The sequence below is a fragment of the Piscinibacter defluvii genome, assembly GCF_004011805.1.
GTDB lineage: Bacteria > Pseudomonadota > Gammaproteobacteria > Burkholderiales > Burkholderiaceae_C > Piscinibacter > Piscinibacter defluvii.
This window is the reverse complement of the sequence record NZ_ML137199.1, coordinates 20,788-41,898: the sequence shown is the minus strand read 5'-3', so window position 1 is coordinate 41,898 and position 21,111 is coordinate 20,788. Positions and strand designations below refer to the sequence as shown.

General features: G+C 72.8%; 17 protein-coding genes. 9 read left to right on the top strand and 8 right to left on the bottom strand.

The genetic code is table 11. The annotated features are described in order from the left end of the window. Positions 1–91: 91 nt before the first annotated feature. Complete coding sequence (locus D9C15_RS07165) at positions 92–3,679, bottom strand: alpha-1,6-glucosidase domain-containing protein (protein WP_127996763.1); 3,588 nt, start codon at positions 3,677–3,679, stop codon at positions 92–94. A gap of 171 nt (positions 3,680–3,850) precedes the next feature. On the opposite strand from D9C15_RS07165, the gene D9C15_RS07160 reads away from it, so the two are divergent. The 6 genes from D9C15_RS07160 (at position 3,851) to D9C15_RS07135 (ending at position 9,413) form a co-directional block, all read left to right on the top strand. Further along, the gene (locus tag D9C15_RS07160) at positions 3,851–5,461 is read left to right on the top strand and encodes an alpha-amylase family glycosyl hydrolase (protein ID WP_240668322.1); all 1,611 of its coding nucleotides are present in this window, start codon (positions 3,851–3,853) and stop codon (positions 5,459–5,461) included. A gap of 129 nt (positions 5,462–5,590) precedes the next feature. Next, positions 5,591–6,046: a (2Fe-2S)-binding protein gene (locus D9C15_RS07155; protein WP_127996762.1), complete on the top strand. Its 456-nt coding sequence runs from the start codon at positions 5,591–5,593 to the stop codon at positions 6,044–6,046. A 10-nt stretch (positions 6,047–6,056) separates the two neighbouring features. Beyond that, positions 6,057–8,234 (top strand): xanthine dehydrogenase family protein molybdopterin-binding subunit, encoded by a 2,178-nt coding sequence (locus D9C15_RS07150; protein ID WP_127996761.1) that lies wholly within the window; start codon positions 6,057–6,059, stop codon positions 8,232–8,234. Continuing rightward, positions 8,231–8,653 carry a sulfur oxidation c-type cytochrome SoxX gene (soxX, locus tag D9C15_RS07145; protein WP_205854747.1) on the top strand — a complete coding sequence of 141 codons (423 nt, stop codon included), beginning with the start codon at positions 8,231–8,233 and terminating at the stop codon, positions 8,651–8,653. The genes D9C15_RS07150 and soxX overlap by 4 nt, the downstream gene beginning before the upstream one ends. Beyond that, positions 8,650–9,084 carry a thiosulfate oxidation carrier protein SoxY gene (locus D9C15_RS07140; protein ID WP_127996760.1) on the top strand — a complete coding sequence of 145 codons (435 nt, stop codon included), beginning with the start codon at positions 8,650–8,652 and terminating at the stop codon, positions 9,082–9,084. Before soxX ends, D9C15_RS07140 begins: the two co-directional genes overlap by 4 nt. Beyond that, entirely contained in the window at positions 9,084–9,413 is a 330-nt protein-coding gene (locus D9C15_RS07135) for a thiosulfate oxidation carrier complex protein SoxZ (protein ID WP_127996759.1), read from the top strand. The genes D9C15_RS07140 and D9C15_RS07135 overlap by 1 nt, the downstream gene beginning before the upstream one ends. Here D9C15_RS07135 and D9C15_RS07130 read toward each other — a convergent pair. The 6 genes from D9C15_RS07130 to D9C15_RS07100 form a co-directional block, all read right to left on the bottom strand. After that, positions 9,400–11,994, bottom strand: a complete 2,595-nt coding sequence (locus tag D9C15_RS07130; RefSeq protein ID WP_127996758.1) for a PAS domain-containing sensor histidine kinase — start codon at positions 11,992–11,994, stop codon at positions 9,400–9,402. The genes D9C15_RS07135 and D9C15_RS07130 overlap by 14 nt on opposite strands. A 3-nt stretch (positions 11,995–11,997) precedes the next feature. After that, positions 11,998–12,369 (bottom strand): response regulator transcription factor, encoded by a 372-nt coding sequence (locus D9C15_RS07125; RefSeq protein WP_127996757.1) that lies wholly within the window; start codon positions 12,367–12,369, stop codon positions 11,998–12,000. 25 nt (positions 12,370–12,394) lie between these two features. Then, the gene (locus D9C15_RS07120; protein WP_127996756.1) at positions 12,395–13,492 is read right to left on the bottom strand and encodes a sensor histidine kinase; all 1,098 of its coding nucleotides are present in this window, start codon (positions 13,490–13,492) and stop codon (positions 12,395–12,397) included. A gap of 84 nt (positions 13,493–13,576) precedes the next feature. Next, positions 13,577–16,042: an ATP-binding protein gene (locus D9C15_RS07115; RefSeq protein WP_205854746.1), complete on the bottom strand. Its 2,466-nt coding sequence runs from the start codon at positions 16,040–16,042 to the stop codon at positions 13,577–13,579. Positions 16,043–16,054: 12 nt separating this feature from the next. Continuing rightward, entirely contained in the window at positions 16,055–16,840 is a 786-nt protein-coding gene (locus D9C15_RS07105; protein WP_127996754.1) for an ABC transporter substrate-binding protein, read from the bottom strand. Beyond that, positions 16,840–17,619: an HD-GYP domain-containing protein gene (locus D9C15_RS07100; protein WP_240668330.1), complete on the bottom strand. Its 780-nt coding sequence runs from the start codon at positions 17,617–17,619 to the stop codon at positions 16,840–16,842. Before D9C15_RS07100 ends, D9C15_RS07105 begins: the two co-directional genes overlap by 1 nt. A gap of 133 nt (positions 17,620–17,752) precedes the next feature. Here D9C15_RS07100 and D9C15_RS07095 point away from each other — a divergent pair, with 133 nt between their 5' ends. From D9C15_RS07095 to soxA, 3 genes are read left to right on the top strand one after another with little or no spacing between them, the layout of a single operon-like run. Then, a complete protein-coding gene (locus D9C15_RS07095; RefSeq protein WP_127996753.1) occupies positions 17,753–18,379 on the top strand; it encodes a response regulator in 627 nt (208 codons plus the stop codon). 20 nt (positions 18,380–18,399) lie between these two features. Further along, positions 18,400–19,083, top strand: a complete 684-nt coding sequence (locus D9C15_RS07090) for a response regulator (protein ID WP_127996752.1) — start codon at positions 18,400–18,402, stop codon at positions 19,081–19,083. Beyond that, entirely contained in the window at positions 19,080–19,844 is a 765-nt protein-coding gene (gene soxA / locus D9C15_RS07085; RefSeq protein WP_127996751.1) for a sulfur oxidation c-type cytochrome SoxA, read from the top strand. Before D9C15_RS07090 ends, soxA begins: the two co-directional genes overlap by 4 nt. Before the next feature lie 7 nt (positions 19,845–19,851). Here soxA and D9C15_RS07080 read toward each other — a convergent pair whose 3' ends face one another. After that, a complete protein-coding gene (locus D9C15_RS07080) occupies positions 19,852–21,069 on the bottom strand; it encodes a 6-phosphofructokinase (RefSeq protein ID WP_127996750.1) in 1,218 nt (405 codons plus the stop codon). Positions 21,070–21,111 lie beyond the last annotated feature (42 nt).

Genomic DNA, 21,111 nt, shown 5'->3' with positions numbered 1-21,111 from the left:
GAATGCGTTGCCCGCCGGTCCACCCGCCGGCGGTCCGGAGTATGGGGGCACCGCCCGGGCTTTCAAGGCCCGGACGGTCGGCACCCTCAACTCACTCCAGCACCCAGACGACCGCGCTGCGCGGCGGCACGGTGAAGGCGCCGCTGGCCGCCTCGTAGCGGGCGTCGTTGGCGGCGCGCCGGTCGGCGGCACCCGGCGCCAGGTGCACCGGGTGCAGCGCCCAGGCCTTGCCCTTGTCGGCATCGATCGTGACCGTCTGCGCCACCTTGTCGACGTTGACGAGGTAGAGCAGTTCGCGGAACCGCGCACCCGGGTAGCCGTGGCCGTCCAGGTGGCCGGCCAGCACCGTCGGCACCTGCGCCGAGCCGGTGTTGCGGAAGGCCAGGCGCGTCTTCACGTCCTCGGCCGTGCGCAGCCGGAACAGCGTCGAGCTGGCGCGGATCGCGAGCAGGTCGCGCAACGCGTCGCGGGTCCAGGCGATGTTCTCCGGCGCCGGCTTCAGGTCCGGGTTCGCCAGCCGCGGCTTGATCAGGTACCAGTTGTCGCCGTTGTCGCCCTGCGGCGGCACGCCGGTGCCGAAGTAGTTGTCCTGGACGCTCCAGTCCAGCCGGTTGAACCAGTCGCCCGAGTTGTAGCTGTTGCGGTCCATCGACTTGCTGCGCAGCGTGTCGATGCCAGCGTGGTAGTACGCAATGCCCTGGCTGAAGGCGTTGATCGCCGCCCCCAGCATCTGCGCGCGCGCCCGGTCCTCCCGGCTCGTGGCCAGCGGCAGCTTGTAGGCGTTGATGTCGAACAGCGTCTGGTTGTCGTGGTTCTCGACGTAGTTCACCACCTCGGCGGGGCTCGTCACATAACCCGCCGGCTGGCCGTTGTAGTCGAGCGTCTCGAGGCGGCGCTGCTCGTCCCAGTGCGTGGTCAGCACGTAGTCGCGGATCGAGCCGGCCAGGCCCACCTTGATCAGGTCGGCCGACCACATCAGGTCGTTCCTGCTCTTGCCGGCGCCACTGCCGTTGTCGTCGTACCAGAGGCCGTTGATGTAGCCCTGGTTGCGCACCAGGCTGTCGCCGCCGTCGAACGGACCGCCGCCGCGCACGTGGTCGCGCGCGCGGTCGCTGAAGGTGGCGATGCCCGAGCCGTTGAGCGAGAGCTGCGAGGCCTGCACGAAACGTGCGCCGTTGGCCACCTCGCCGAAGTTCCAGCCCTCGCCGATCAGCTGCACCGGGCGGCCGGCGGCCTTGTCGACCGTCTTCTTCAGCTGCTCCATCACCGCGCGCGGCTGGTGCGCCATCAGGTCGAAGCGGAACGAGTCGATGCGGTACTGCGTCGCCCAGGTCTTGGCCGAGTCGATCATCAGCTTGCCCATCATCAGGTGCTCGGTCGCGGTGTTCTCGCAGCAGGTCGAGCGCTCGACGTTGCCGCTCGCATCGAGCCGGTGGTAGTAGCCCGGCACGATGCGGTCGAGCACCGACTTGTCGTTCTGCCCCGAGGCCGAGGTGTGGTTGTAGACCACGTCCATGCCGACGCGCAGCCCGGCGCGGTGCAGCGCCATCACCATCTGGCGGAACTCGACGATGCGCTTAGCGCCATCGGCCGCGTCGCTCGCATAGCTGCCCTCCGGCACGGTGTAGTGGTACGGGTCGTAGCCCCAGTTGAAGCAGTCCGCATCGCGTACCGCGTTCACCGCGGCCTGCTGCGTCTCGGCATCGGGCGCATCGTTCGGGATCGCCGGGGTCACGCAGCCCTTCTCGGGCACCGAGGCGATGTCGAACACCGGCAGCAGGTGCACGTCGGTCAGCCCGGCCTGCGCGAGCCCATGCAGGTGGCGCATGCCGTTCGAGCTGCCGTAGGTGAACGCGCGGTACTTGCCGCGGTCGGCGATCGGCACCGTCGGGTCGTTGATCGAGAAGTCGCGCACGTGCAGCTCGTAGATCGACATGTCGGTCTGCGCCGGGATGCGCGGGGCGCGGTGCTGGTCCCAGCCCCAGGGCTTGAGCGCGCGATCGTCCAGGTCGGCGATCCAGCTGCGGGCGGAGTCGGTCGTGAGGCCGATCGAGTACGGGTCGGTGACGAGGTTGCGCACGAGGCCGGTGCCGCGCACGAACACCTGCACGGCATAGCGGTAGTACCCCCCTTCGACATGCGGCCGTTGCGCGCTCCAGATGCCGGTGTCGGGGTTGAACCGCATCGGCTCGATCGCACGCGCCGGGCCGTCGCCGCTGCCGTACAGGCACAGCTGCACCTTCTGCGCGGTCGGCGCCCAGAGCTTGAAGTGGGCCGAGCGGCCGTGCAGCTCGACGCCCAGGTCGTCTTCGCGCGCGGCGCGGGCGAACGCGGCATCGAGCGCACCGGGCAGCTGCGCGGTAGTGGCGTTCTGCACCCTGCCCTGCGCGTCTTCCTGCACCAGCACCAGCTGGCTGGCGATCAGGCTGCGCGCGAGGCGTTGCGCGTCGCGCCGCGAGACCGCGAGCACCACGCCGGGGGCGACGAACTTGAAGCGTGTCGCCACCTCGGCCGGCACGCCGGCGGTGTCGACCGACAAGGCGATCGCCCCGTCCGCGCCGCTCACCGCCGCATCCCGCGCCGCCACGATCTGGCCGCGCGCCGAGTGGTAGAGCTTGAAGCTGCCGCCCGCATCCACCTTCGGCCACTGCAGCAGCCGATCGGTCAGCCAGTAGGCGCGTGCGTCGGTGGTCGACACCTGGCGCAGGTCGGGCTCGCGGTAGAACACCTGCGGCGTCTCCTGCACCAGCCAGATGTCCGCGACGCCGTTGACCGCCGCGAGGTTGGCGTAGGCCACGCGGATGTTGTCGCTCCAGCCGTCCTTGTTGCCGCTGCCGCCGTTCGGGTTGTCCGGCGTGCCGTGGATGATGAACTCGACGGACGTGCGCGAGGCGTCATCCTTCGGGTTCAGCACCGGCAGCTCGAACACGATCTCGTTCGCGCTCGTGGCCGCGTAACCCGGCATCGAGGCGAAGCGCACCGGGTTCTCCCACACGTTCAGCGTCAGGCCCGGCAGGCGCGCCGCATCGATGCGGCTGGTGTCCCACAGGTGCAGGCCCCAGGGCTCGAAGTTCGCGTCGAAGCGGCGGTAGTGCACGCGCAGCGTGTTCAGGTCGAGCGAGGCGAGCGCGTCCGGGTTGGTGCGATAGACCGTGCCCTCGCCGGACTTGAGCCAGAGCTCGTCGCCGTCGGCGAACTTCCAGATCCGGTCCAGGCCCGGCGGGTCGCCGTCGGCGCTCGGCTTGTGCACGATGAAGCCGAAGCCCGCGGCATCGCTGCGGAACACACTCGCGTCGATCAGCCAGTAGGCGCCGTAGGCGTCCGTGCCGGCCTGCGGCAGCGGGTTGGGCCAGCTGACGTTGGGGTAGTCGGCGATGTAGGCGTTGGCGGCATTCACCTGCCAGACATGCAGGCCGAAGTCGGCGTAGTTGCCGTCGGCGCGCTGGTAGTGCACCTTGACCTGGCCGCTGGGCGCCGGCGTGGGCGGCGCGGGCACGGCGGCCAGCACGGTGGAGAGATTGGCCGCGTTGCACACCGCCAGGTCGTCGCCCCGCCCGGCATGCTGTGCCGTGGCGCGCTCGTCGAGCGCGGTCGCGCCGCCCTCATCGCCGCCACCGCATCCGGCCAGCAGGGCCAGCAGCAGCACCAGTCCGAAACGCCAACTCGTCGCGATGCCCATGGCTGCCTCCTGGCCCGCCGGAGGCGGCGGGGAACGCATGGTATTGAAGTCAAACTACAGGCCAGAACCCGTGCTTACCCTAGCGATCGGGGTGTCATGCCAATGTAGTCGAGCGTAGTTCAGGGTAATTCGACTACACACCCCGGCGCGGCACCGCTAGAGTCGCGCGCCATGATGTCGACACCCCCGCTGCGCCGCCTGGCACTGACCCTCCTGCTTCTCGCGCTCGCCGCCTGCGGCGGCGGTGGCGGAGGCGGCGAGACCGGCCCGCTGCCGGAGGTCGACACCCGCGCCGTCGCACAGGACGACCCCGGCAGCACGCTGCCGGCCAACTGGCGCGAGGGCCCGTTCGCCGAGATCTTCGTGCGCGCCTACCAGGACAGCGACGGCGACGGCATCGGCGACCTGCAGGGCCTGATCTCGCGGCTCGACTACCTGCAGGACCTGGGCGTCACCGGCCTGTGGCTGATGCCCGTCACCGCGAGCCAGGACGCCGACCACGGCTATGCGGTCAGCGACTACCGCCGCATCGAGCGCGACTACGGCAGCCTGGCCGATTTCGACGCCCTGGTCGCCGCGGCGCATGCCCGCGGCCTCGGCGTGGTGATCGACTACGTGATGAACCACAGCGCAGCCCGGCACCCGGCCTTCGTCAACTCGAAGGCCGGCAGCGGCAACCCGTTCCGCGACTGGTACGTCTGGCAGTCCGGTCGCCCTTCGGGCTGGAACGTGTTCGGCGGCGACCCGTGGCGCAACGGCGGCAGCGGCTGGTACTACGGCGCGTTCTGGGACCAGATGCCCGACTTCAACCTGCGCAACGCCTCGGTCGTCGAGTGGCACCACGACAACCTGCGCTTCTGGCTCAACCGCGGCGTGGACGGCTTCCGCTTCGACGCGGTGGGCAACCTGGTCGAGAACGGCCCGAACGCCTGGGAGAGCCAGCCGCAGAACTACACGCTGATGCGCGACGTGCGCCAGCTCGTGGGCGGCTACGCGCAGCGCTTCGTGGTGTGCGAGTCGCCCGCCAACCCGGTGCCGTTCGCCGACGCCTGCGGCAGCGCGTTTGCGTTCGGGCACCACGGCAACCTGGCCGCCGCCGCCAAGGGCGACACGGCCGCGATCCGGGCGGTGGCCGACTACTTCGAGACCGCGCCGCTGACGATGTCGACCATGCTGTCCAACCACGACACGTTCGCCGGCCAGCGCGCGTGGGACCAGTTCGGCGGCGACCCGGCCCCGTACCGCCTGGCCGCCGCGACGCTGCTGCTGATGCCCGGCACGCCGTTCATCTACTACGGCGAGGAGATCGGCATGGCCGGCGCCGCCGCCCTGACCGGCGACCCCAAGCTGCGCACGCCGATGAGCTGGACGGCCACGCCGGCCGGCTTCACCAGCGGCACGCCGTTTCGCGCCGTCTCGGCCAACATCGCGTCGCAGAACGTCGCGGCGCAGCTGGCCGATCCGAACTCGCTGCTGGCCTGGTACCGGGCCATGATCGCGCTGCGCCGCGCCAACCCGTCGCTGAGCGGCGGCAGCTACGAAGCGGCCGTGGTCAACGGCTCGCTGCTGCACTTCCAGCGCGCGGTGGCCGGCGAACGAAGCCTGGTGCTGATCAACTACGGGCGCGGCAACGCGAGCGCCACGGTCGACGGCCTGCCGGCCAGCAGCACGCTGAGCAACGCCTTCCCGCCCAGCGGCACCGACCTCGCCACCGACGCCGGCGGCAGCGTGACGGTGACGGTGCCGGCACAGTCGGTGCGCGTGCTGGTGCTGCGCAGCTGAGGCGGCGCGGGCTGCCGGGCGCCGCTGTCAAACGGGGCCCCGATTGCCCCGGCGCGGCGCGCGGATTCGGCGCGCCATGCGGGCAGCGATGGTACGGTTCGCGCCGTCGTCACTGCCCGGGAGAGTCGCATGCCCCGCCTGAACGTCAACGGCCAATCGCGCGAGGTCGACGCCGAGCCCGACACCCCGCTGCTGTGGGTGCTGCGCGAGCAGCTCGGCCTGACCGGCACCAAGTACGGCTGCGGCATCGCACAGTGCGGGGCCTGCACCGTGCACGTCGACGGCGTGGCCACGCGCTCCTGCGTGCGACCGCTGTCCACGCTGACGGGCCAGGAGAAGATCGTCACCATCGAGGGCCTGTCGAGCGACGGCCGCCACCCGCTGCAGCGCGCCTGGCAGCAGCTCGACGTGCCGCAATGCGGCTTCTGCCAGTGCGGCATGCTGATGACCGCGGCCGCGCTGCTGAAGGACAAGCCGCGCCCCACCGATGCCGACATCGACGCCGCGATGAGCAACATCTGCCGCTGCGGCACCTACAACCGCGTGCGTGCCGCGATCAAGCTCGTGGCCGCGCAGCAGGCCTGAGGAGCGTGCCATGAGCGACACGAACCTGCTCTCGCGCCGCGGCTTCCTGGGCGGCGCGGCCGCCGTGACCGGCAGCCTGGTGGTCGGCTTCCCGGTGCCGGCGGCGCAGCCCGCCGCCGAGGTGCCGGCCGTGCCCGAGATCAACGCCTGGGTCGTGGTGCAGCCCGACGAGCGTGTGATCGTGCGCATCGCGCGCTCCGAGATGGGCCAGGGCTCGCTGACCGGCCTGGCCCAGCTGGTGGCCGAAGAGCTCGACTGCGACTGGAGCAAGGTCAGCACCGAGTACCCCACACCGGGCCAGAACCTGGCGCGCAACCGCGTCTGGGGCAGCTTCTCCACCGGCGGCAGCCGCGGCATCCGCGATTCGCACGAGTATGTGCGCAAGGGCGGCGCCACCGCCCGCGCGATGCTCGTGCAGGCGGCGGCCGAGCAGTGGAAGGTGCCGGCCAGCGAGTGCCGCACCGCCGCTGGCGTGATCACGCACGGCCCGTCGGGCCGGCGCACCACCTACGGCGCGGTGGCGCCGGCGGCCGCGCGCCTCAAGCCGCCGGCCGACGTGGCGCTGAAGGACCCGAAGGCCTGGACGATCGCCGGCAAGCCGCTGCCGCGCCTGGACACGCACGAGAAGCTGACCGGCGCGCAGGTCTACGGCATGGACCTGAAGCTGCCCGGCATGCTGAACGCGGCGATCCGCGCCTGCCCGGTGTTCGGCGGCAAGCTGAAGTCCTTCGACGCCGCGGCGATCGCGAAGCGGCCGGGCGTGAAGAAGGTGGTGCGCGTGGGCGACAACGCGGTCGCGGTGGTGGCCGACACCTGGTGGCGCGCCAAGACCGCGCTCGACGCCCTGCCGATCGAGTGGGACGAGGGCCCGCATGCGCAGGCCAGCAGCAGCGCCTTCGCCGCCACGCTGAAGGCCGGGCTGGACGCAAGCGACGCGGTGGTGGGCCACAGCGCGGGCGACGCGAAGGCCGCGCTGGCCGCCGCGGCACGGCGCATCGAGGCGGTGTACTCGTACCCGCACCAGAACCACGCGACCATGGAGACCATGAACGCGACGGCACGCTGGACGCCCGAGCGTTGCGAGGTCTGGACGCCGACGCAGAACGGCGAGGCCGCGCTGGCCGCCGCGGCCGAGGCCTCGGGCCTCAAGCCGGCGCAGTGCGAGGTCTACAAGCTGCACCTGGGCGGCGGCTTCGGCCGGCGCGGCGCGGTGCACGACTGGGTGCGCCAGGCGGTGGCGATCGCCAAGGAGCTGCCGGGCACGCCGGTCAAGCTGATCTGGTCGCGCGAGGAGGACATGGTCCAGGGCCGCTACCACCCGGTGACGATGTGCAAGCTCAGCGCCGGGCTGGATGCGCAGGGCCGGCTGACCGCGCTGCACATGCGCATCTCGGGCCAGTCCATCCTCGCGGGCATCTTTCCGCAGAACATCAAGGACGGCAAGGACCCGGTGGTGTTCCAGGGCCTGAACGCCCCCGGCCCCGAGGCCTCGCTCGGCTACACGGTGCCGAACCTGCTGGTCGACCACGCGATGCGCAACCCGCACGTGCCGCCGGGCTTCTGGCGCGGCGTGAACCTGAACCAGAACACGCTGTACCTGGAGTGCTTCCTCGACGAGGTGGCGCACGCCACGAAGCAGGATCCGCTGGCGCTGCGCCGCAGCCTGATGGCCGAGCACCCGAAGCACCTGGCGGTGCTCGAGGCGGTGGCCAGGAAGGTCGGCTGGGACCAGCCGGCGCCCGCCGGCGTGTTCCGCGGCCTGGCGCAGACCATGGGCTTCGGCAGCTACGTGGCCGCCTGCGCCGAGGTGTCGGTCGCCGCCGACGGCACGCTGAAGATCCACCGCATCGTTGCCGCCACCGACTGCGGCCACGCCGTCAACCCGCAGCAGATCGAGGCCCAGGTCGAGGGCTCGTTCGCCTACGGGCTGTCGGCCGCGCTGTGGGGCGAGTGCACGGTCGAAAAGGGCCGCATCGTGCAGACCAACTTCGACAGCTACCCGGTGATGCGCATGGACACCATGCCCAAGGTCGAGACGATCGTGATGCCCAGCGGCGGCTTCTGGGGCGGTGTCGGCGAGCCGACCATCGCGGTGGCCGCGCCGGCGGTGCTCAACGCGATCTTCGCGGCCACCGGCAAGCGCATCCGCGACCTGCCGCTCAGGCACCACAGCCTGAAGCGCGCGTGAAGCCGGCGCTGCTGGCCGGCGCCCTGCTCGGCGCCGGCGCCGCCGCAGCCGCGCCGCCGGCCTGGGAGGGCGACACCATTGCCGCGCCGCTCACCGCCACGCCGGGCGACGCGGCCCGCGGCCGCGCGCTGGTGGCCGAGCGCCGCACCAGCCTGTGCCTGCTGTGCCACCCGGCGCCGATCCCCGGGCAGCAGGCCGGCAACCTGGCGCCCGACCTTGCCGGCGCCGGTGCGCGCTGGAACGCCGCGCAGCTGCGCGCGCGCATCGTCGACGCGCGGCGCCTGAACCCGGCCACGACCATGCCGCCGTTCCACGCCACCGATGCGCTGCAGCGCGTGGGCAGCACCTGGCAGGGCCGTCCGGTGCTCGACGCGCAGCAGGTCGAGGACATCGTGGCCTGGCTGCAGACACTGCGATGAGCTTGCCACGACGCCACCTGCTGGTCGCCGCCGGCGCCGCCGTGTGGCTGCGCCCGGCGCACGCGACGCCGCTGGAGATGGAGCTGGCGATCGCCGCCTTCACCGGCGGCGCGCCGCTGCGCGAGGGCCGCGTGACGCTGGAGATCGCGCCGCTGGTGGAAAACGGCAACGCGGTGCCGGTCGGGCTCGGGGTGGACGAGGCGCCCGCCCCCGGCGCGGTGCGCGCGCTGGCGCTGTTCACGTCCGGCAACCCGCAGCCCGGCGTGATCGTCGCGCGCTTCGGCCCGCGCAGCGGCCGCGCCCGGCTCGACACGCGCATGCGCCTGGCCAGCTCGCAGACCGTGGTCGCGCTGGCGCAGTTCGCCGACGGCAGCTGCTGGCGCCGCAGCGCCGAGGTGGTGGTGACGCTGGCCGCCTGCGTGGAGTCGTGATGTCGACCACCCGCGCGATCGTCACGCTGCCGCCGCCGGCGCGTCCGGGCGACGTGGTCGAACTGCGCGTGCTGGTCAGCCACCCGATGGAAACCGGCTACCGGCGCGACGCCGACGGGCGCATGCTGCCGCGCGACCTGATCCGGCGCTTCCGCTGCCGCTGCGACGGCGAGACCGTGATCGAGGCCGAGCTGCACGCGGCCGTGGCCGCCAACCCCTACCTGGCCTTCTGGCTGCAGGTGGGCGACGGCCCCGGCCGGCTGGAGTTCGAGTGGGAGGGCGACAACGGCTTCGCCCACCGCGAGACGCGCACGCTCAGCCGGCGCTGAGCAGCGCGGCCGCCTCCGCCTGCGGCAGCCACAGCACGACCTCGGTGCCCTCCCCGGCGGTGCTGCGGATGTCGACCCGCCCGCCCTGCAGCTCGGTGATCTCCTTCACCAGGCTCATGCCCAGGCCGGTGCCGGGGATGTTGCCGGACGGGTCGGCGCGGTAGAAGCGCTCGAACACCCGCGCCAGCTGCTCCGGCGTCATGCCGATGCCGTGGTCGCGCACGCGCAGGCCGACCGCCGGCCGGCCGTGCACCTCGCCGGCGACGGTGGCGAGCTCCACCGCGCCGCCGCCGGGCGAGTACTTGAACGCGTTGGACAGCACGTTCGTGATGGCGCGGTGGGTCTTCTCCGGGTCCACCATCACCGCCGTGTCGGCATGCCCCAGGCGCAGCTGCAGGCGCTGCGCGCCGCCCTGCGCCGCGAACGCCGCGGACGCCTCGTCGACCAGCGCGCCGAGCCGGCACGGCTCGCACTTCAGGTCCTTGCCCTGGCGCGCCTCGATGCGGGCCAGGTCGAGCAGCTCGTTGACCATGTTGATCAGCAGCGAGCTCTGGCGGTGGATGGTCTCCAGCATGTCGCGCCGCCGCGCGTCGGGCACCTGGCGGTGCAGCAGCAGCTCGGTGAAGCCGTAGACGCTGACCATCGGTGTGCGCAGCTCGTGCGCGGCGGTGGTCAGGAACTCGCTCTTCATGCGGTCGACCTCGGTCTCGCGCGTGATGTCGCGGAAGAACAGGATCGTCTCGCCATCGTGCTGGCGACGCACCACGCGCGCAAGCACGCGGCGCTGCGGCAGGGTCAGCACCAGCGTGTCGGGCACGGTGTCGTTGTCGTCCTCGTCGAGCACCTGCTGCACGCTGCGCGGCGGCTGGGCCGGGTCGCACAGGCGCTCGAAGCGGCGGTCGAAGTCCTGCAGCGTCAGCGCCTCGTCCCCGCGGTCGGGCTCCCAGCCGGTCATCGCCACGAAGGCGCGGTTGGCATAGACCAGCGTGCCGCTGCGGTCGAGCACGACGAAGCCGTCCGGGCTCAGGTCGAACACCGCGTTCAGCCGGGCGCTGCGCTCGGCGATCGCCAGCCGGGTGCGCTCGCGCTCGGTCACGTCGTTGAGCACGCCCACGTAGTGGCGCACGCTGCCGTCGGCCTCGGACACCGGCGCGATCGCCAGCTCGTTGAAGAACAGCGAGCCGTCCTTGCGGTAGTTGCGCAGCACCACGGAGCAGCTCTCGCGCCGCGCGACGGCCGCGCGCAGCTGCGCGATCTGCGGCTGCTCGCGGTCGGCGCGCTGCAGGAAGTCGCAGTTGCGGCCGATCGCCTCGTGCGGCGCGTAGCCGGTGATGCGCTCGAAGGCCGCGTTGGCATAGAAGACCGGCTGGCCGGGCATGTTCAGGTCCGAGATCACGATGCCGTTGGTGGTGCACTCCAGCGCGCGGCCGTACAGGTTGAGCATCGACAGGCCCATGCGTTGCTCGGTGATGTCGCGGATCACGCAGGTGAAGCGCATGCCGCCCGGGCGCTCGATGCGCGCCAGCGACACGTCGGCCGGGAACTCGGTGCCGTCGTGGCGCCGCGCCAGGGTCTCGAAGCGCGCCAGCTGCGTGCCGCTGGCGCGCATGTACAGCCCGCCGTCGGCGCGCCGGCGCGCCTCCGCGGCGTCGATGCCGGGCAGCAGCTGCTCCAGCGCGAGGCCGGCGAACTGGTCGGGCGCGAGTCCGAACACGCTGGTGGCCGCCGGGCTGGCGAAGTCGACATGGGCCTGCGCGTTCAGGCCGATCACCGCGTCGGGCACCGCGTCCAGCACGGCGTGGGTGCGCTCCTCGGTGGCGCGGATCGCCTCGAACTGCGCATGCATCGCGGTCGACGCGTGGTTCAGCGCCTCGCTCAGGTCGGCCAGCTCCTGGCTGCGCGGGGTGATGTCCAGCGTCGCCCCGCGCGCCCGGTGCATGGTGCGCGAGAAGGCCGCCAGGCGCCGCAGCGGCGCCAGCGCGCCATGCAGCAGCAGGTGGGCCGCGACGATGGTCAGCAGCGAGACCATCGCGATCGCCGCCACGCTGTCGTAGCGCAGGCGCTCGAGCAGCGACTGGGCCGGAGCGACCGCGTAGGTCACGCCGACGCTGCCGGCCCCGCCCGGCGCCCAGACCCGCATGGCCTCGATCGAGCCGATGCGCAGCCGCGCCGGCTCCGGCTCGCCGGGTTGCGGCAGGTGCACGTCGGCGGGCCGCCGCAGCACCCCGACGGCGCCGTGCGGCGCGACCTGCAGCGCGAGCTGCGGCTGCGCGGCGGCGTCGATGGTGTCGATGCGCAGCACGCCGGGCAGGCGTGCCAGCGGCAGCAGTGCGCGCTCCAGCGCCGCGGCGTCGTGCTGGGCCAGCGCGGGCCCGGCCTGGGCCGCCGCCGCCCGCGCGATGCCCTCGGCCCACTGCCGGCTCGCCGCCAGCGCGACGTCGTCGACGCGCCGGGTGGTCGCGCCGTACAGCGCCGCCATCGTCGCCAGGGTCACCAGCGAGAGCACCAGCAGCACCTGCGTGCCGAGGCGGCGCGGCCACCAGCGCGGCCGGCCGCCTCCGGATGCGTCAGGGCGGCCCATGGCTCAGGCGGCGATCAGCAGCCGCTCGATGGTCTCGATCAGCTGCAGCGGGCTGAAGGGCTTGACCAGGTACTCGTCCGCCCCCGCCAGCGCGCCGGCCTCGCGGTCGCGCGCCTGCCCGCGCGCGGTCAGCAGCACGACCTTCATGCGCGCCAGCGCCGGGTTGGACTTGATCGCCTTGCAGACCTGCAGGCCGTCGAGCTCGCCAGGCATCATCACGTCCAGCAGCACCAGGTCGGGTTGCACGGCCGAGGCCATGCGCAGCCCGAACGCGCCGTCGGCCGCCTCGTGGATCTCGTAGTCCTCGAACTCCAGCGTCATGCGGATCAGCTTGCGGATGTCGCTCTGGTCCTCGACGATCAGGATGCGCTTCATGGGGTCTCTCCGGTACGCGGGCGCTTCAGCCCTTGGCATTGGGTTCGCGGCGCTGCGTGCGCGCGCGGCTCATCAGGGCGGCCAGGTCGCGCGCGTACTGCTGCGCCTGGGCGATGTCGAGCTGCGCACCGTCCTCGCGCGCCGGGGCGCCGGTCGGCAGGTCGATCAGGAAGTTGCGCAGGCCGTCCTCGGTCTCCTCGCGCAACTGGCCGCCGTGCAGCGACACGATGTGCTGGCACAGCTTCAGGCTGATGTGCTCGCGCGCCGGCAGCGGCGCACCGCGACCCTTGCCGCCGCTGAACTCGACGGCGTCGGCGCTGCGCGGCGCGAACAGGCCGCTGTCGCGGAACACGACCACTGCGCGCGGCCCCATCTGGCGATGCTCGATGTCGATCGTCGCGCCGCGCGGCGCGGCGCGCACGGCCATCTCCAGGCACTCGGAGAAGACGCGCAGCAGCCACGACTCGCTGCCGTACAGCGTGGCCAGCTGCTCGGCCGGCGTCTGTGCGCGGAAGCGCACCTTGACCGAGCGCGCCACGGCAAGCGGCTCGACGCCCGCCCAGGCCTGCTGCAGCATCTGCCAGAGCTCGATGCGGTCGCTGGCCAGCAGCGCGGCGCTGCCCCACACCGAGGCCAGGTCGAGCAGCTTGTCGAGGGTGCGGGTGACGTCGTCCACCTTCTCGAGCAGCACGTCGTTGGCGGCCGCGTCACGCGCGCCCTCGAGCTGCAGCGCGCGGTGCAGCTCGGCCAGCGGGTCGCGCAGGTCGGAGCGGATCACCTGCATCAGGTTGTCGTAGGCGGTGCCGTGGTCGGTCACCGGATCGGGCGAGATCAGCACGAAGGCGTCGTCCGCCGTCAGCCCGGGGATCACGCGGCACTGCAGCTCGGCGGCCGCGTCGCCCGGCGCCGGCACCGCACCCACCGATCGGACCGCGCGCGGCACCCGGCCCGCCACCGCAGCGGCGACGGCACGCGTGAGGTCGGGGTCGTACAGCTTGCGCCCCGGCGCGAGCCCGGTGCGCTGGCTGGCGTCGCCGTTGGCGTAGCGCACCACGCCCTCGCGGCTGACCCACAGCAAGCCGGGCTTCAGGTTTTCCAGCAGTTCGGTGAGGGTGGCGTGCATTGAGTGATCTCCTGGAAGCGATTGGATCACTTTTATCATTTTACGGACAAGGCAATCCGTCACGCCGAGCCCGCCTGCGCGGGTTCAGACCATGTCGGCCGGCTGGGTGTCGGCGAAGCCGCGCAGCGGCAGGTGGATGTGGAACACGCTGCCGCCGCCGGCGGCGTTCTCGGCGCGGATGCGCCCGCCGTGGGCCGCGACGATCTTGCGGCAGATCGCCAGGCCGAGCCCGGTGCCGCCCGAGCCGTCCTTGGTCTGGCTGGACTGCACGAAGGCCTCGAAGATGCTCTCGAGCTCCGCCTCGGGGATGCCCGGGCCGCGGTCGCGCACCGCGATGTGCGCCTCGCCCTCGGGCGTGGCCTCGGCCAGCAGGTCGATCGCGTGGCCGCTGGCGCAGAACTTGATGGCGTTGGCCAGGATGTTGCGCACCGCCTGCTGGAAACGCAGCGGGTCGACCTTGGCCACCAGCGGCTGCTCGGCGAGCTGCGCCTGGATGCGCAGCTGGCGCGGCGCGAGCAGCGGGTCGAGCTCGCGGACCACCTCGCGCAGCAGCGCACGCAGGTCGGTGCGCTCGAGGTGGAAGGTGCCCACCGTGCTCTCGATCTTGGCCACGTCCAGCAGATCGTTGACCAGTGCCAGCATGCGCTGGCCCGAGGCGTGGATGTCGGTGAACATCGCCGCCAGCTTCTCGTGCGCGCGACCGCGCACCATGCCCAGCTCGGAGAAGCCGATGATGGACTGCAGCGGCGTGCGCAGCTCGTGGCTGATGTTGGCGATGAACTCGGACTTGGCGCGCGAGGCCTCCTCGGCCGCGTCGCGCGCCTCGCCGACCGCACGCTCGGCGCGGCGCAGCTCGGACACGTCCATGAAGGCCGACAGGATGCGGTTGGGCCGGCCGTCCTCGCCCGGCACCGCGATCTTGCTGACCAGCAGGTCGGCGCGGCTGCCGTCGTGCCGCAGGAAGCCGGCCTCGTAGCGCCGGCTGCCACCGAGTGCGAGCAGTTCGCGGTCGACCGCCTGGTGCCGCTCGGCGTCCTCGGCGGTCTGGAAGTCGCGCGCCGCGCGGCCCAGCACCTCGGCGCGGCGCCGGCCGGAGAACTGCTCCCAGGCCCGGTTGACGGTCAGGTAGCTCCCCTGCGCGTCCAGCAGCGCGATCGGGATCGGCACGATCTCCAGCAGCAGCTCGGTGAAGTCGAGCTGCGCCTGCAGGCGCTGCTGCGCGACCCAGCGCTCGGTGACGTCGACCGCGCTGCCGGCGAAGCCGGCCAGCACTCCGCCGGGCTCGCGCAGCGGCGTCACGCTGATGCCGTAGCGGCGCCCGCCCGGCGTGCCCTGGGCGTCGCGCAGGCGCGCCTGCACCGAACGCGGCGCCTGGCCGCCGTCGTCGGCAAACAGCTGTTGCAGCGCTGCCGCGTCGCCCGGCAGGGCCAGCGAGGCGAGCGTGCGGCCGAGCGGCTCGGCGGCGCCGTTCCAGCGTGCGTTCACGAAGGTCAGCCGGCCCTGCGCATCGGTGCGGAACAGCAGCTCCTGCACGCTGCCGACGATCAGGCTCAGCTCGCGCTCGCTGCGCACCACCTGGGCACGCGCCGCCTCGCGGCCGCGCAGGCTGCGCGCGGCCACGGTCGAGGCCAGCAGCACGAACAGCGCCACCACACCGGCGCCGCCCAGCAACCCGAACTCCTCGGCGCGCCGCCCGGCGATCACGTCGTGGCGCGCACGTTCGACCACCACCACCAGCGGCAGCCGGCGCGCCGCGCGGTAGGCGAACACCTGGTCGGCGCCACCCAGGCCGGCGCCGACGCCGTCGTCATGGTCGCGCCGGACGAGGCGCTCGCGCCACGCGGTGTGTGCGCTCGTCGGCCGGCCCGGCTCGGCCAGCCGCGCATCGGTGCTGGCCAGCACCTGGCCGTCGAAGGACAGCAGCATGCCGAGCGTCGCCGGCTCGTCGATGGCCACGCGCATGTGGCTGCCCCAGCCGTCGGCGTGCAGCAGCGCCAGCACCAGCAGCGGCCGGCCGTCGCGCCCGCTGGCACCCAGCAGCAGCGGCACGGAGCCGATGCCGGAGGGCACCGCGGCGGCCCCCTCGGCGAGGTCGCCGATGCTGCGCACGCCGAGGTAGGCGCCGAGCCGGTCGCGCCCGGGCGCCGGCCAGGGCCCCAGCCGGGCCGGATCGATGCGCTGGCCGACCTCGCGCGGCGCGCTGCTGTCGAGCACCCGGCCCTGTGCGTCGAGCACCGCGAGTGCCCGCAGCTGCGGCAGCGTCGCCAGTTCGACCGCGAAGCCGCTCGCGCCCGGTGCCCGCGGCTCGCCGGCGGCCAGCGCCGTGGCCACGGCGGAGAGCGCGAGCCGGGTCGACTCGATGCTGCGCGTGACCTGGTCCTCGAGCACGCGCGCGTGCAGCGCCTGGCGCGCACGCGCTTCGTCGACCTCGCGCTGGCGTTCGTGGCGCAGCTCGAAGCCGGCCACCGCCATCACCGTCATGGCCAGCGCGACGCCGGCGAGCTGCACCCAGCGGCTCAGGGCCAGGCTGGCGAACGCTGTGCGCTGCATCGGCGGGATCGATCAGCGCGCCACGATCGCACTCAGGCCGTGGCGGCGCGCCGCCGCGTCGAGCCGGCCGTCGCGCTGGATGCGCTGCACGAAGCCGTCCATCGTGGCCAGCCAGTCCTCGTCGCCCGGCCTGACGGCATAGGCGTAGGGCAGCGGATGGAACGGCGCCGGCGGCTCGATCAGCACGGCCCAGTCGGCGTTGTCGAGCAGGCGGCGGCTGTACGGGTAGTCGGTCATGAACACGTCGACCCGGCCGGCCTCGAGCTCGCGCTCGCGCGTGGCCGGCGGTCGCACCACCACCAGCGTGGCGCGCTTGAGCGCCGCGGCCATCACCGGCTCCATGAAGGTGCCGGCCTGCACCGCCACCTGCACGCCGGGCTGGTCGATGTCGGCCCAGCTGCGCACCACGCGGCTGCCCTTGGGCGCGATGGCGTAGACGTCGCTGCGCAGGTAGGGCCGCGTGAAGCGCAGCTGCTCCATGCGTTTCGGCAGCATGCCGACCGCGAACATCGCCACCTCGCAGCGGCCCTCCTTCAGGTCGGCGATCAGCGTCGCGAACGAGGAGTCGACATGCTCGATGCGCACGCCGAGGTCGCGCCCGAGTTCGGCCGACAGATCGATGTCGATGCCCGACAGGCGCCCGCTGCGCGGGTCGCGCAGGCTGACGCCGTAGTAGTCGGGCCAGATGCAGACGCGCAGCACGCCGCTGCCCTTGATGCGATCGAGCACCGGCCCGGCCGCGGCCGGCATCGGCAGGCCGAGCGCGGCCGCCAGCAGTGCCCACACGAGCCGGCGCATCACGGCTGCACCTGCTCGTTCATCTGCGCCAGCGCGTCCACGCCGCGCACCAGGTCGGCGAAGCTCGGCGCGGCCCGGTTGACCCGTTCGCGCAGCGCCACGTAGGTCGGCGCGTCGGCCAGGAACAGGTCGACCAGGCGCGGGTCGAACGCGCGGCCGCGCTGCTCGGCGAGCATCTGCAGCGCCCGCGCGTCGTCGAAGGCCCGGCGGTAGCAGCGGTCCATCGTGAGCGCGTCGAAGAAGTCGACCACCGCGACGATGCGGCCGGCCAGCGGGATCGCCTCGCCGGCCAGGCCGCTCGGGTAGCCGCTGCCGTCCCAGCGCTCGTGGTGCGCCAGCGCCACCTCGGCCGCCAGGCGGAACAGCGGGATGCGCGACTGGCCGAGGATCTCCGCGCCGATGCGCGGATGCTGGTTCATCACCGCGCGCTCGGACGCGTCGAGCGGCCCGGGCTTCTTCAGCACGCCGTCGGGCACGCCGATCTTGCCCACGTCGTGCATCGGCGCGGCGGTGCGCAGCATCGCGGCCCAGTCGGCCGGGCAGCCGGCGTCACGCGCCAGCGCCTCGGCCAGGAAGCCGATGCGCACGATGTGCACGCCGGTGTCGTCGTCGCGGTAGTCGGCCGCCAGCGCGAGGCGGAACAGCGCGTCGTGGTGGGCCCGCGCCACCTCGCGCAGCGCGTCGTTGCGTTCGCGGTACATGCGCCCGAGGTCGGCCACCAGGCGCTCCATCTGCGCCGCTGCCGCCGGCTCGAACGACAGCCCGCCCGAGTCCGGCATGGGCGGGGGCGGCGCGGTGACGGCGAAGGAGGAAGACAGGAACGGGCTCACGATCATTATTATCATCTTTGGGCGGCAATCGATCCCAAATCGGGGGCCCGCCGGGCGGCAACTCTTGGCAAAATCGCTCGGGATGAAACCCGACCGCCCCGCCATCGACACCGCCAGCGGCGACTTCAGCACCCTCGAGGTGGCGCGCATGCTCGGCATGGCCGTGCGTTCGGTGCAGCTGATGGTCGACCGCGGCGAGCTGTCCGCCTGGAAGACCCCCGGCGGCCACCGCCGGATCTCCGCCGAATCGGTGCAGCAGTGGCTGGACCGGCGCCATGCCGCTGCGCCGGCCGAACCCGCGCCCAGGCCGTCCGCTGCGGCCCCGGCGACGGTGCTGCTGATCGAGGACTCGAAGCATTACCAGAACCTGATCGGCCTGCTGCTGCGGCAGCAGTTCCCGGAGCTCGCCTTCGAGGTGGCCGACGACGGCATCTCCGGCCTGGCGATGGCCGGCCAGCTGCGCCCGCGCGTGCTGATCGTCGACATCCTGCTGCCAGGCATCGACGGCGCCACGCTGATCACGAGCCTGCGTTCGCACCGCCAGTTCGACGGCATCCAGCTGATCGTCGTCACCTCGCTGGACGAGGCCGACCGCGGCCCCTACCGCTTCGCGCTCGAAGGCGTGCCGGTGGTGCACAAGTCGCAGCTGGTCACCGAGCTGCCGCGCCGCCTGCGCGAGTGCCTGGCCGCCGCCGAGCAGGCCGGCTGACGGGGCGCACGGCGACGGCGATGGGCGCACGGGTCGTGCTCGTCGAGGACGATGCGTCGATCCGCCGCTTCGTCGCGCTGGCCCTGGAGGAGCTGCCGCTGACACTGGTGGAATGCGCCAGCCTGCAGGCGGGTCGCGCCGCGCTGGCCGAGCCCGCCGACCTGCTGGTCACCGACCTGATGCTGCCCGACGGCAACGGCATCGAGCTGCTCGCCGGGCCGCCGCCGCAGCCGCGCAGCATTGTCTTCAGCGCCGGGGTCAATGCGGCGCTGCGCGAGCGGCTGCAGGCGCTCGGTGTCTGGCGCATCCTCGACAAGCCGGTGTCCATCGGCGCGCTGCTCGAGGCGGTCGAATCGGCGCTCGGGGCCGCACCGGCCCCGGTGGCGCCGGCGGCCCCCGCCTCGGGCGACGCGGTGCAGCGCCACTTCGGTGGCGACGCCGCGCTGTTTGCCGCGTTCCGCGACCAGGCGGTGCAGCAGTTCGCCGCCGACCTGGCCGAGGGAGACCGCTGCGCCGCGGCGGCGGACCTGCCGGCCCTGCGGCGCCTGGCGCACAGCCTGAAGTCGGTGCTGCTGCTGCTCGGCGACGAGGTGGCGAGCGAGCAGGCCCGTCAGCTCGAACGCCGGGCTGCGGACGGCGATCCGGCCAGCGTGGCCGGCTGGGCCGGGCTGCGCCGCCTCCTGGCCGACTGGATGGCGCGATGACGCGCTGGCTGCCGGCGCTGATGCTGGCGGCCGGCTGCGCGCAGGCCCCGGCCCCCGCCCCGCCGGCGCGCCATTCCGGCTTCGACGACATGAGCCCGGCGCTGCAGGCGCTGCAGCGCGACGACGCCCAGAACCCCGGGCTGCTGTCGGTGCTGGAGGGTGCGGCGCTGTGGGACCAGCCGGCCGGGCCGCGGGGGCAGCGCTGCAGCGACTGCCATGGCGAGGCACCCCGGTCGATGCGCGGCGCGGCCACGCGCCATCCGCGCTTCGATGCGGCGAGCGGCCGGCCGGTATCCCTCGGCCAGCGCATCGCGGCCTGCCGCGTGCGCCAGGGCCTGCCGCGCCCCGGCCCGGAGGACGGCGACCGGCTCGCGCTCGAGGCCTACGTGGCGCACCAGTCGCGCGCCCTGCCGATCACGCCCGACCCGGACCCGCGCCTGGCCCCCTGGCGCGACCGCGGCCGCGTGCTGTACGGGCAACGCCTCGGCCAGCTCAACCTCGCCTGCACCCACTGCCACGACGGCCTGGCCGGCGGGCGGCTGGGCGGCAGCACGATCCCGCAGGGCCACCCGACCGGCTACCCGGTCTACCGGCTCGAATGGCAGGCGCTCGGCTCGCTGCAGCGGCGCCTGCGCGGCTGCCTGGCCGGCGTGCGCGCCGAGCCCTTCGCCCCGGACGCGCCGGAATGGGTCGAGCTCGAGCTGTACCTGATGCAGCGCGCCGCTGGCATGCCGCTGGAGACGCCGGCGGTGCGGCCGTAGCGTCTGTCTAGCGCTTGAGCACCTTGGGCACCGGATTCGGCCGCAGCCGGAATGCATCCGGCATGCCGGAGCCGAGCAGCGGGCGCAGGTAGAGGCGGAAAGCGTCGGTCACATCGGTGCCGGAGTCGCTGATGAACGCGTCGTCCATCGTGCGCGTCTTGCCGGCCACGGTGGCCAGCGGCACCAGCTCGTAGTCGGCCGAGTAGTAGCCGGTGCGCTTGATCGCCACCGAGCCGTCGCGGTCGCCCCACATCGCGTACTGCACCGCCTTCTCGCCCACCTCGCGCGCCTCGCGCTGGTCGACGTCGCTGACGCATCCGATGAAGCTGCGCTGCAGGTAGCCGAAGGTGTCGCCGCGCACGCGCTTGATGCCAAGCTTGGCCTTGATCTCCTCGCACAGCAGGTCGGCCAGCGCGCCGCTGCCCGACAGCTGCACGTTGCCGTGTGCGTCGTGCTCCAGGTCCTTGGCGAGCTGCGCGGCGATCGCCTGGCCGCTGGCATCGTGGATGCCTTCGGAGACGGCGATCACGCAACGGCCGAAGCGCTCGTAGGCGGCCTTCACGTCAGCCAGGAACTTCGGCAGCTCGAAGGTGCGCTCGGGCAGGTAGATCAGGTGCGGGCCGTCGTCCGGGAACTTCTTGCCCAGCGCCGAGGCCGCGGTCAGGAAGCCGGCGTGCCGCCCCATCACCACCGCGACGTAGACGCCGGGCAGCGCGGCGTTGTCGAGGTTCGCGCCCGCGAAGGCCTGCGCGACGAAGCGCGCCGCCGAGGGGAAGCCGGGCGTGTGGTCGTTGCCGACCAGGTCGTTGTCGATCGTCTTAGGGATGTGGATCGAGCGCAGCGGGTAGTTCGCCTTCTGCGCCTCCTCGCTGACGATGCGCACGGTGTCGGAGGAGTCGTTGCCGCCGATGTAGAAGAAGTGCCCGATCTCGTGCGCCTGCAGCACCTTGAAGATCTCCCGGCAGTACTTCAGGTCGGGCTTGTCGCGTGTCGAGCCCAGCGCCGAGGCGGGCGTGCCGGCCACCATCTCCAGGTTGTGGCTGGTCTCCTGCGTGAGGTCGACGAAGTCCTCGTTGACGATGCCGCGCACACCATGGCGCGCGCCGTACACCTGCCGGATCTCGCGGAAGCGCCGCGCCTCCAGCACCACGCCGACGAGCGATTGGTTGATCACTGCGGTCGGTCCGCCGCCTTGCGCGACGAGGATCTTGCCGGATGGCTGCATGCGGGCTCCTCCAAATGGTCCGGGCGGGGATCGTACCCCCGC